The sequence below is a fragment of the Rubrimonas sp. genome, from assembly GCF_036788415.1.
GTDB lineage: Bacteria > Pseudomonadota > Alphaproteobacteria > Rhodobacterales > Rhodobacteraceae > Rubrimonas.
On record NZ_DAIQNN010000013.1, the window covers coordinates 1 to 11284 of the forward strand.

Here is an 11284-nt window from a genome sequence, read left to right on the forward strand (position 1 = left end):
ACTCGTCGAGGTGCAGGTTGCCGGGTCCGGACATGCCGTAATGCGGCAGGTCGGGCACGATCACCCGCATCCCCCGCCGCAGCGCATGCTCCATGATGTTGCCGTAGTGCCCGCCGAAGGCGCCCTTGCCGTGGATGATCACCAGCGTCGGCGGATTGGCGTCGTCGCCGAGATATTCGTCCATGTAGCCGATCTCCCACGCCCGGCCCTTCGCGTCCGTCCCGGTCTCGAACTTCACGGGGAAGGGATAGACCATGTGGTCCTTCCAGAAGGACTTTTCGGGATCGACCGGCGTGCGGACATGCGGAACCGTGAAGTTCGGCAGCGCGGCTGCGGGCTCCGCGGCGTACATCGACACCGCCTGCATGAAGTCGCGGAAGGCCGGATCGTCGCGCAGCTTGTTGGGCATCCCGAAGATCGCGTAATGCGAGAAAGGGCTCTCCTCCGAGACGAAGCGCGCGCCGGGGATGCGCTCGGCCGAGGCGCGGGCGAGCCGCGCCGGCAGCCACTGGTCGTTCTCGACATGCATCACCAGCGTGTCGGCGCGCGAGCGGCGCAGATCGTCGTTGATGTTGTAGGTCGTCCCGGTGCGGTTGCGGTAGAACAGGTCCACCGCGTCGAAATTGCTCGCCAGCCCCTTGAGATTGGCGCTGTCGGTCTCGTCCGACGGATCCCAGAAGAACACGTCCTTGCGCACCGTGTCCCAGGGCTGCTGGACGCGGAAGTCGAAGTCGAAGCCGGTGTGCAGCAGCGCCGACCAGTGGAACTCCACGCCCTGATTGGGGTGCTGCTCCTTGGGCAGATGGTAGTAGCGCCCGCCCGTCTCGCGCCAGACCGGGTCGCTCTCGAGCCCGGCGGTGGCGAGCTGGAACACCCATTTGCGCACCGGGTCGGCGCCGTCCTCCTGCGTCGCGCCGCCGATCGGCATGACTGCGCGCACGAAGCCCGAGGGGCTGTGCATCACGCCCCAGAGATGCGTCTGGGTGGCGCCCATCGACACGCCCGTCACCAGAGCGACGCGGCCGACGTTCAGATGGTCGCGCAGCACGCGGTACTGCGACTGGACCATGTCGAAATAGCTGTATTGCGGGAAGTCGAGCCCGAGCCCTTCCGAGGGCTTGCCCGCGCCCCACAGCCCGATCGCGTCGAACATCACCACATAGAAGCGGTCGGTGTCGATGATCTCCCCGGGGCCGACCACGGGCCCGCCCGACAGCGCCGTGCCCTCGACCCATTGCGCGTACATCGTCGTCGCATCGCCCGAGTAGAAGGAGGGGATGACGACCGCGTTGACGATCCGTCCCTCTGCGTCGCGCTGCGGCGTGCCCACGGCGATGTAGGACATCTTGAGCGGGCCTGCGCCGAGGCTCTCCAGCGTCGTCCCGCCGACGCCGCCATTCTCCCAGGACGCGGGGTCGTCGAGGTCGTAGGCCCCGCCGATGCGGAACTCCGGCAGCGCGACGGTGACTTTCAGCGCGTCATGCGCCGCCACCGAGGACCGCCCCGTGACCGGCTCGGCCAGAAGCTGCGCCAGCGCCGCCGGGGCCTGCGCCGTCAGCGCGAGCGCGAGCGCCGCTCCCAGAACCATCGAAAACCGCTTTCGCGACAGCATGGACGTCTCCCCTGTTCTTATGTCGTCGGTCTCGCGGCCACCGGCTCTCCGGCGCCGAGCGCGTCGAGAAACCGCCCGAAGGCGGCGTCCACCAGCGCGGATTTCGCCGCCACCGCATTCTCGCGCGACGCGAGCGGCAGCGCCTGATAGCCATCCTTCAGCAGCCGGATCTGGGTCTGCATCAGGCGGCCGTTCTCCTGTTCGATTCTGAGCAGCGCCACGGCGAAGGGCGTCTGCGCCGCGCTCTCCGGGATGATCGGCGCCAGCCGGATGCGCGCGAGCAGCGCATGGCCGAGCGCCATCGCGTCGAGCCCGAGGCCCGCATGCCCCATCCCGAAGCCGCGAAAGCCCGCCTCCGCCGCCGCCGCCCAGAGCGGGGCCGCGAGCCCCTGCGCCTCGGCCCAGACGAAGGGATCGGGCGACCACTCCGTGATCCGCGCGAGCACGCCCAGCGCCTCGGTCTCGCGGAAAAGCTGTGAGGACAGCGCCAGCCACGCCGGGTTGCGCGCCGGCCCCGCCGCAGCCAGCGTGAGCGCCGGCAGGTTCACCGCCTTGCTCGCCGCCAGAAACAGCGCGATCCGGGTCTGCGTCGCCGGCGTGAAGCCCTCGGCTTCGATGCGCGCGCGGATGCGGTCGTAAGTCTCAAGACGCATCGGCGGCCTTCCTGCGGCGCGGCGCTGCGGGCTTGCGCGCGACGGTTTTCGGCGTCGCGGGGGCGATCGGCGTCGGCTCGGCGCGCGGCCCCGAATGCGGCCCCGACTGAGGCCCCGACTGCGGCAGCGGCACGGCGCGCATGTGGTCGCCGGGGCAGGGGAACCACGGCTCGGGCGCCTCCGCGTCGTCGTCGGCGACCCACACGCTCTGGTCGCCCGGCCATGTCCCAGCGCGCGCATGGTCCAGAAACGCCCCCATCAGCCGCATCGTGATCGCGGGATGCTCCAGCGTGTAGGCGTGGTAGGCGTGCTGCACGATCACCAGCCGCGAGTGCGCGATCCCCCTGCGCAGCACCTCGTGGCACTTGCGCGGGGTGAAGAAGTCGTGCTCGCCGTTCAGGATCAGCGTCGGGCAGGTTATCCGCCCCAGAAGATCCGTGATCGGGCGGAAATGCTGCACCGATTCCATCAGGTTCTGCAGCGCGTAGAGATCGTTGATCGCGTAGCCCCGCCGCATCATCTCGGGCAGGGCGGGGCCGTTGGCCTCCAGCCAGTCGTCGCTCATGTTCATCGGCATGAGCCAGCGTTGCAGCGAGGACAGCCCGACTTGCGTCAGCGCCTCGTAGAGCCCGCAGCCCAGCATGTAGAGCTGCGGCGGCATCTCCGCGAAGCAGCTCATCGCGATCAGGCTGGCGCAGCGCTCTGGCCTCTCGCAGGCGAACTGGGTCGCCACCGTGCCGCCGAAGGAGATGCCCGCGACATGCGCCTGCGCCACGCCCGCCGCGTCGAGGATCGCCTCCAGCGTGCGCCAGTGATCCTCGAATTCGACGCCGAGCGCGGGTTTGTCGCTGTCGCCCTGCCCCAGCATGTCGAAGCGCAGAACCCGCCAGCCGCGCGCGGTGAAATGGGCCGCGTAGCCGTCCCACAGGCTCGAATATTGCGTGAGGCCGTTGACCAGCGCCAGCACCGGCGCGCCGGGCCGCCCGTCGAGGCGAAAGCGGGCGGTGCGCCCCCCGATCGTCGCCTCCAGCATCGACTCGCTCCCGTCTGAGGCCGTCCCCTCGCGCACCACCCGTAGCCGCACGCCAAGAGCGCGCGCAACTGTCGATTGACCGTGAGTCGCCTTTTTCTTACGCTGTTTCCACGAGGCGGTGTTTGCGGCGTGAATATGCTGCGGCGCAACAATCAAATCGCCGACGAACGGCGATCCGAGCGGGAGAAACAGCATGACCCTCGCATCAGTTCGGCGCGCGCAACTGCGCGCCGCCACGGCCGTCGCCTGCCTTGCGGCGGCGCCGCACGCGGCGCTGGCCGACGACGCCCGCATCGCAGCCCTCGAGGCGCAAGTGCAGGCGCTGATGGCGCAGGTGCAGGCCCTCCAGGTCGCTCAGGCCGCAGCCCCCATCCCGGCCGCGGCCCCAGCCGCCCAGCCGATCGTCGCCCGCGCCCCCAGCGGCGCCGTCACGATCCAGCAGCCGCCGACCGAAGGCGTCTCGGGCCACCCCTTCTACCCCGCCGCCCCCGAAGGCCGCCGCACCGGCGTCCTCGGCACCGGCAACGACCGCTTCCGCCTCACCCTGTCGGGCCAGATCAACCGCTCGATCAACACGGTGGACGACGGCAACGACACCGACGCCTATTTCGTCGACAACGAGAACGCCTCGACCCGCTTCCGCATCCTCGGCGAGACAGCCGAATACGAGGGGTGGAAGGCGCTGTCGCTGTTCGAGTTCGAGTATCTCAGCAACCGCTCGCTCACGGTCAACCAGCTGAACCAGAGCGGAAACGAGCAGATCAGCCGCCGCCTGCTCGACCTCGGCTTGAGCAACAACCGTTACGGCTCAGTCTTCCTCGGCCATGGCTGGATGGCGTCGGACGGCACGTCGGAGCTCGACATCTCCGGCGTCACCACCCCCGCTTGGCCGTCGATCCATTTCGGCTATGGCGGGATGCTCTTCACCGACGACGCCGGCATCGTGGACACCGATCCGGCGACCGCCGGCATCCAGGGCCGCAGCGTGTTCGCCGCGATGGACAGCCTCGACGGGCTCAGCCGCCGCGACCGCATCCGCTACAACACCCCGGTCGTCGCGGGCTTCCAGCTCTCGGCCTCGGTCGCCGCCGACGACGCCTACGACGCCGCGCTGCGCTGGTCGGGCTCGACCGACTGGGCGCAGTTCCTCGTGGGCGCCTCCTACTGGGCGGACGAGGAGAGCGCTGGCGGCTTCGACGGCATGAGCGCTTCGGGCACCATCCGCCTCGCCGGAAACGACGCGTGGTATGACGGGATCAGCCTCGTCGGCGCCGTCGCCCGCAAGGAGTTCGACGACCGCGCCAACGAGCCGTTCTACTGGTACGGCAAGCTCGCCTACGTCACCGACATCTGGGAGTTCGGCCGCACCGGCTTCGCGGTGAACTACGCCAGCTACGACGAATTCGCCGCCGTCGACGAGAAAGGCGAGATGGTGGGTGTCGGCTTCTCGCAGAATGTCGATCCGCTGGGACTGGAGCTCTACGCCAACATCAACTTCCTCACCCTCGACAGCGACAGCTTCGACTACAACGACATGACCGTGCTGCAGACCGGCGCGATGGTGCGGTTCTGATGCGGGCCCTCGTCATCCTCGCCGCGCTGGCGGCGTTGGGGGGCTGCGCAGGCGTGCGGCCCGGAACGCCGCCGATGGCCGGCCCGGCGGAACTGCAACAACGGCCCGGGCTGCTGAGCGGGCCGAGCGGCGAGTTCCTGCTGATCGGGAGCGATCCGGAGACCCCGGCGGCGCCTTGACGCGCTGGAGCGGAGACCGACCTGAAAGAAGCTGGTCGATCTCCGCTCTAGGCGCGCAGCCGCGCGCCCCAAAGGTCGTGGTCGTCGGCCTCGTCGATTTCGACCTCGACCAGATCGCCCGGCGCGAGATCTGCGAAATCGGCGTCGATGAACACTTCGCCGTCGATCTCCGGCGCCTCTCCGTAAGACCGCCCCGCCGCGCCGTCTTCGTCCACCTCGTCGATCAGCACCGCGCAGCGCGTTCCCACCCGCGCCTGCAGCCGCGCCGCGGAAATCCGCGCCGCCGCCTCCATGAACCGCGCATGGCGTTCGGCCTTCACCTCCGCGGGCACATGGCCAGGCAGGGCGTTGGCCGCCGCCCCGGCGACGTCCTCATATTGGAAAGCGCCGACGCGATCGAGCTGCGCCTCCTCCAGCCAGTCGAGCAGATGCCGGAAGTCGTCCTCGGTCTCGCCGGGAAAGCCGACGATGAAGGTCGAGCGGATCGCCAGCTCCGGGCAGGTCTCGCGCCAGCGGCGGATGCGGTCGAGCGTCTTCGCCTCGTTGGCGGGCCGGCGCATCGCGCGCAGCACCTTAGGGCTCGCATGCTGGAAGGGGATGTCGAGATACGGGAGGACCAGCCCTTCGGCCATCAGCGGGATCAACTGATCGACATGCGGATAGGGATAGACGTAGTGCAGCCGCACCCACGCCCCGAGGCGCCCCAGATCGCGGGCGAGGTCGGTCACATGGGCGCGCGCCTCGCGGTCGCGCCAGCGGCTCGCGGCATGGCCCAGATCCTTGCCGTAGGCCGAGGTGTCCTGGCTGATGACGAGGATCTCGCGCACGCCGCTCTCGACCAGTTTCTCCGCCTCGCGCAGCACCGCCGCCGCCGGGCGCGAGACCAGCTTTCCGCGCATCGAGGGGATGATGCAGAAGCGGCACTGGTGGTCGCAGCCTTCGGAGATCTTGAGATAGGCGTAGTGTCGCGGGGTCAGCCGCACGGCGCCCGCCGGGATCAGGTCGAAGAAAGGGTCGGGGGCGGGCGGGACGGCCTCGTGCACGGCGGCCATCACGTCCTCATAGGCCTGCGGCCCGGTGACGGCGAGCACAGATGGGTGCGCCGAACGGATCACGTTCTCGTCCGCGCCGAGGCAGCCGGTCACGATGACCCGCCCGTTCTCCGCCAGCGCCTCGCCGATGGCGTCGAGGCTCTCAGCCTTGGCGCTGTCGAGAAAGCCGCAGGTGTTCACGATCACCGCGTCGGCGCCGGCGTAGTCGGGCGAGATGGCATAGCCCTCGGCGCGCAGGCGGGTCAGGATGCGCTCGCTGTCGACCAGCGCCTTGGGGCAGCCGAGCGACACCATGCCGACGCGCGGCTGGCCGGGGCGGGGCGCGTCGGCGGTCAGCGCGGGCGCGGCGCGGTCGGGGCGGAGGTCGGGCGGGTTGCTCATGGGACGCGGCTTATACGCGCGCGTCGGGCTTATGGCGAGTGCGCCCATCTCGGTGGCGCAGGGGCTGCGGCGCACGCTGCGGTGGCGAAACCGGTCTCGCGGGTTTACGGTTTCTCCATGTCGTTCGAAGAGATGCCGGGCATGGCGGGAGATGCGGGCTCACACGCCGACTATGCGGAAGAGGCGCGGGCGCTGCGGCGGCGCTACGCGGCGAGCCTCGCCGTGATCGTCGCCGCGCTCGGCGCGCTGTTCCTGATCAGCGAGGTCGCCGACCGCCACCGCGACGCCTATCGCGACGTCGAGGCGCGCATTGGCGCAGAGATCGTGGCGATCGGCGCCGTCGCGCGCCTCGCGCAACAGCTCGAAGGCTCGGTTGCCCGGCGCGAGCGGATCCGCGCCGCCATCGCGGATCAGGTCGCGCGGATCGAGGCGGTCTCGATCTGTCGTCCCGACGGCGCTGGCGGCTGGGCTGCGACGGGCGCGCTCGACGAGACGTTCCCCGATCCGGGCGACGCCAACGCGCCGCCCTGCGCGCGGCTGGCGCAGTTCGCCGCCGATGCGCGCCTGATCGCCGAGGCCGCGCCCGAGCAGGCCGAGGCGCTGCGGCGGATCGCCGACGCCTTCCCGACGCTCGAGGCGCGACTGGTGAAGATCGACGATCTGCGCTCGGCCGAAGGCGCGCTCTGGGACGACCGCCACAGCCTCATCTGGCGCGCGAGCCTCGGGTTGACGGTGCTGATCCTGTTGTTGCAGGGGCGCTTCGTGTTCGCCCGCGGGCTCGCCCGGATGGAGCGCGCCCATACGCGGCTCGACGAGGCGGCGGGCGGGCTGATGCGCGCGAACGCCGAACTGGCGGAGGCGCGCAACGACCTCGCCGAGGCGCTGGAAGCGTCCGAGCAGGCGCGCGCCGACGTCGTGGCGGCGCGCCGGGCCGAGGCGGCGGCCAACGGCCTCAAGGCCGAGTTCCTCGCCCGCCTGAGCCACGAGGTGCGCACGCCGCTCAACGCGCTTCTGGGCTTCGCGGCGCTGATGGACGCCGAGCCTCGCGACGAGAAGGACCGCGCCCGCCTCGCCGCGATGCGCGAGGCGGGCGCGCGGCTGATGGCCCATTTCGACGACATGATCGAGCTGTCGCGGCTGTCGGCGGGCGAGTTCCGCGCCGATCCCGAGCTGTTCGAGCCGCAGGCGCTGGCGCAGGGCCAGCTCGACGCGCTCGCCGAGAGCGCCGCCGCGCGCGGCGTCTCGCTCTCGCTCGAAATCGCCCCCGAGGCGCGGGACCGCTTCATCGGCGACGCGCGCCGGATCGGCCGGGCGGTGGGCGCGCTGCTCCACAACGCGGTGCGGCATGGCGGGGGCGCCGTCCGGCTCGAGGTGTCGGTCTGGCCGGGCGCGGGGTTGCGCTTCAGCGTGTGCGACCAGGGCCCCGGCGTGCCCGACGCTCTGCGCGAGGCGATCTTCGCGCCCTTCTCGCAGAGCGACGGCTCGGCGACGCGCAAGGCGGGGGGGCTCGGGATCGGACTGTCGCTGGCGCGCGAGACGGCCCGCGCCCTCGGCGGGGCGCTCGGCATGGAGGACGCGCCGGGCGGCGGGGCGGAGTTCCGGCTCGACGTCCCCGCTCTGCGGATGGCCGCGCGCGCCGCCTGAGGCCGAAGGGGCTGCGGCGTCACGGAACCGTCGCGAAGCGCCGCTATCAGAGCGGCGCGCCATCGCTTCAAAGGGAGCCGCCATGCCGACCCACGCCCGCAGCCTCGCCGCGCTGCTGCTCGCCAGCACCGCCCTCGCCGCGCCCGCCCTCTCCTCGGCGGCGGCCCAGAGCTTCAACCGCATCGCCGCCTTCCCGGTGAACCTGAATCTGCCTGCGGGGGCCGAGCCTCTGACCGAGACTTCGCCTGAAATCATCGCCGCCTCGGGCGACGGCATGACGCTCGTCTATTCCGACAGCCCGCTCGGCGCGATCGGCATGATCGACATCTCCGACCCCGCGAACCCGCAGCCCAAGGGCGCGATCGACATGGGCGGCGAGCCGACTTCGGTGACGGTGCTGGGCGGCGCGGCCTTCGTCGCGGTCAACACCTCGCCGAGCTATGTCGCGCCGTCGGGCGTGCTGAAGCTGGTCGATCTCGCGAGCGGCGCCGTGACGGAGAGCTGCGACCTCGGCGGCCAGCCCGACAGCGCCGTACTCGCCAAGGACGGGTCGTTCCTCGCCATCGCCATCGAGAACGAGCGCGACGAGGATCTCGGCGACGGCGGCCTGCCGCAGCTTCCCGCGGGCTTCGTCGTCATCCTGCCGCTGAAAGACGGCGCGCCCGACTGCGCCGCCATGGTCAAGGCGGACGTGACCGGCCTCGCCGCCGTCGGCGCCGAAGACCCCGAGCCGGAATTCGTCGATGTGAACGCGGCGGGCGAGATCGCGGTCACGTTGCAGGAGAACAACCACATCGTCGTGCTGAACGCGGCGGGCGAGGTGCTGTCGCATTTCTCCGCCGGCGCGGTGGATCTTGAGAAGGTGGATCTTGCGCGCGACGGCGCGATCCGCCCGGTCCAGTCGCAGCCGGGCCGCCTGCGCGAGCCGGATGCGGTGAAATGGATCGACGCCGATCGCCTCGTCACCGCCAATGAAGGCGACTGGAAGGGCGGCTCGCGCGGCTTCACCATCTGGTCCAAGACCGGCGAGGTGCTGTTCGAGAGCAATTCCGCCTTCGAGCACGAAGTCATCCGCCACGGTCACTACCCCGAAAATCGCTCGCGCGCGAAAGGGGTCGAGCCCGAGGGGCTCGAAGTCGCGCGCTTCGGCGACGACACGTTCATCTTCGTACTGTCCGAGCGCGGCTCGCTCGTGGGCGTCTATCGCGACACCGGCGGCGCACCCGAATTCGTCCAGATGCTCCCCTCCGGGATCAGCCCCGAAGGCGCCGTGGCGATCCCCGCGCGCGGGCTGTTCGCCACCGCCAACGAACTCGACCTCGGCGAGGACGGCGGCGTGCGCGCCCATGTGATGATCTACCAGCTTCAGGACGACGCGCCCGCCTATCCGACGCTGCTCTCCGAGGACGGCCCCGACGGGACGCCGATCGCCTGGGGCGCGATCTCGGGCATGGTCGCGGACCCGGAAGTTCCGGGTCGCATCTACGCCGTCAACGACAGCTTCTACGAGATGCAGCCGACGATCTTCACCATCGACGCCACCCAGACGCCTGCGCGAATCGTCGCCGCGACCCCGGTGACCCGCGCCAGCCAGCCGGCCCAGAAGCTCGACCTCGAAGGGATCGCGCTGGACGGGAAGGGCGGCTTCTGGCTCGCCTCCGAAGGCCGCGCCGACCGGCTGATCCCGCACGCGCTCTACCGGGTGAACGCCAAGGGAGAGGTCACGGGCGAGGTGGCCTTCCCGCCCGAACTTCTGGCCGGCGAGATCCGCTTCGGCGCCGAAGGCGTGACGCGAATCGGCGACACGCTCTGGATCGCGATGCAGCGCGAGTGGAAGGACGACCCCAAGGGCTTCGTGAAGCTCGTCTCCTACGACACGGAAAGCAAGGAGTGGGGCGCGGTGCGCTATCCGCTGGAGACGCCGGGGAAGGGCTGGATGGGCCTGTCAGACATCGCCGCGCATGGCGACTGGGTCTACATCGTCGAACGCGACAACCAGATCGGAGCCGACGCGAAGGTGAAGGCGCTCTACCGCGTTCCCGCCTCTCAGATGGTCCCGGCGCCACTGGGCGGCGAGGCGCCCGTGGTCGAGAAGGAGCTGGTGCGCGACCTGATCCCCGACCTCAAGGGCTGGGGCGGCTATGTCGTGGACAAGGTCGAGGGGCTGGCCATCGCCCCGGACGGGACCGCTTGGCTCTCCACGGACAATGACGGCGTGGACGACAGCTCGGGCGAGACCTTCTTCTGGTCGATCGGGACCGACCTCGCCCCGGCGGCGGAGTCGATGACGATCCGCGCCATCGCGGGCCCTGTCTTCGTCTATCGCGGAACCGTCGGCGCCGACGAGCATTTCGACTTCGACAGCGCCGCGCTGGGCGAGGCCGACAAGCCGCTGCTCGACCTCTTCGCCTCCTATCTCTCGCGCGCCTCGGCGCCGAAGGTGCTGGTGAAGGGGCACTCCGACAGCATCGGCGATGCGGGCTACAACCGCGAACTCTCGCTCAGGCGCGCACAGGCGGTGGCCGAATTCGTGACCGCCCGGGCGACCGGCGAGACCGGGACCGTCATGCCGGTGGGCCTCGGCGAGACCGATCCGCTGGTCGCCTGCGGTCCTGAGGTTACGGGCGACGCGCTCAAGGCCTGCCTCGCGCCGAACCGCCGCGTCTCAGTGACCTTCGCCGCGCGCGAGCGCCTGTCGCATCCGGCGATCGAGATGATCGCCGAAGTCGGCAAGGGCCAGTCGGTCGATCTGCTCCGCGTCGAGGGCGTCGACGCGACTGCGGCGCGCGCGAACTGAACCGAGGCCGTCGCGGCTTCGCGACCGACAGACCGCGCCCCGGCGAAGGGGCGCGGTCTTCTTCTCGGGGGCTTCTCAGCGGCGCTTGCCTGCGCGCTCGGGAGGCGTAGAGTTCGCGCCGCTGCGCTGCATCAGTCGCGGGAGAGCGCCTCGATGGCCGAGGAAACCGAATTGCGCGCGCGGCTCGCCGCGCTCAAGACCGAGCACCGCACGCTCGACGCGCGCATCGAGGCGCTGACCGCCGCGCTGACCGTCGACCAGCTCGAATTGCGCCGCATGAAGAAAGCCAAGCTCGCCCTGCGCGACGAGATCGCGCGGATCGAGGATCAGATTCTGCCCGACATCATCGCCTGACCGCGC

At 70.5% G+C, this 11284-nt stretch carries 9 protein-coding genes; 5 read left to right on the forward strand and 4 right to left on the reverse strand.

Annotated features, from left to right (window positions below):
• The 3 genes from V7Q31_RS05390 to V7Q31_RS05400 all read right to left on the reverse strand — a co-directional run.
• The coding region (locus V7Q31_RS05390) for a hypothetical protein (RefSeq protein WP_333832659.1) at nucleotides 1-1612 on the reverse strand (1612 nt) is incomplete at its 3' end.
• A 17-nt stretch (nucleotides 1613-1629) separates the two neighbouring features.
• Complete coding sequence (locus tag V7Q31_RS05395; RefSeq protein ID WP_333832660.1) at nucleotides 1630-2265, reverse strand: hypothetical protein; 636 nt, start codon at nucleotides 2263-2265, stop codon at nucleotides 1630-1632.
• Nucleotides 2255-3298: an alpha/beta fold hydrolase gene (locus V7Q31_RS05400; RefSeq protein WP_333832661.1), complete on the reverse strand. Its 1044-nt coding sequence runs from the start codon at nucleotides 3296-3298 to the stop codon at nucleotides 2255-2257. The genes V7Q31_RS05395 and V7Q31_RS05400 overlap by 11 nt, the downstream gene beginning before the upstream one ends.
• 193 nt (nucleotides 3299-3491) lie before the next feature.
• On the opposite strand from V7Q31_RS05400, the gene V7Q31_RS05405 reads away from it, so the two are divergent.
• Both V7Q31_RS05405 and V7Q31_RS05410 read left to right on the forward strand, forming a co-directional pair.
• The gene (locus V7Q31_RS05405; RefSeq protein WP_333832662.1) at nucleotides 3492-4871 is read left to right on the forward strand and encodes a porin; all 1380 of its coding nucleotides are present in this window, start codon (nucleotides 3492-3494) and stop codon (nucleotides 4869-4871) included.
• Nucleotides 4871-5050, forward strand: coding sequence for a hypothetical protein (locus tag V7Q31_RS05410; RefSeq protein WP_333832663.1), 180 nt, complete (start codon nucleotides 4871-4873; stop codon nucleotides 5048-5050). Before V7Q31_RS05405 ends, V7Q31_RS05410 begins: the two co-directional genes overlap by 1 nt.
• 47 nt (nucleotides 5051-5097) lie before the next feature.
• Here V7Q31_RS05410 and rimO read toward each other — a convergent pair whose 3' ends face one another.
• Nucleotides 5098-6483: a 30S ribosomal protein S12 methylthiotransferase RimO gene (rimO, locus tag V7Q31_RS05415; protein ID WP_333832664.1), complete on the reverse strand. Its 1386-nt coding sequence runs from the start codon at nucleotides 6481-6483 to the stop codon at nucleotides 5098-5100.
• 141 nt (nucleotides 6484-6624) lie between these two features.
• Here rimO and V7Q31_RS05420 point away from each other — a divergent pair, with 141 nt between their 5' ends.
• The 3 genes from V7Q31_RS05420 to V7Q31_RS05430 all read left to right on the forward strand — a co-directional run bounded on the left by V7Q31_RS05420 (nucleotide 6625) and on the right by V7Q31_RS05430 (nucleotide 11278).
• A complete protein-coding gene (locus V7Q31_RS05420) occupies nucleotides 6625-8127 on the forward strand; it encodes a sensor histidine kinase (protein WP_333832665.1) in 1503 nt (500 codons plus the stop codon).
• An 82-nt stretch (nucleotides 8128-8209) separates the two neighbouring features.
• Nucleotides 8210-10924, forward strand: a complete 2715-nt coding sequence (locus V7Q31_RS05425) for an esterase-like activity of phytase family protein (protein WP_333832666.1) — start codon at nucleotides 8210-8212, stop codon at nucleotides 10922-10924.
• A 153-nt stretch (nucleotides 10925-11077) separates the two neighbouring features.
• Entirely contained in the window at nucleotides 11078-11278 is a 201-nt protein-coding gene (locus V7Q31_RS05430) for a YdcH family protein (RefSeq protein WP_333832667.1), read from the forward strand.
• Nucleotides 11279-11284 lie beyond the last annotated feature (6 nt).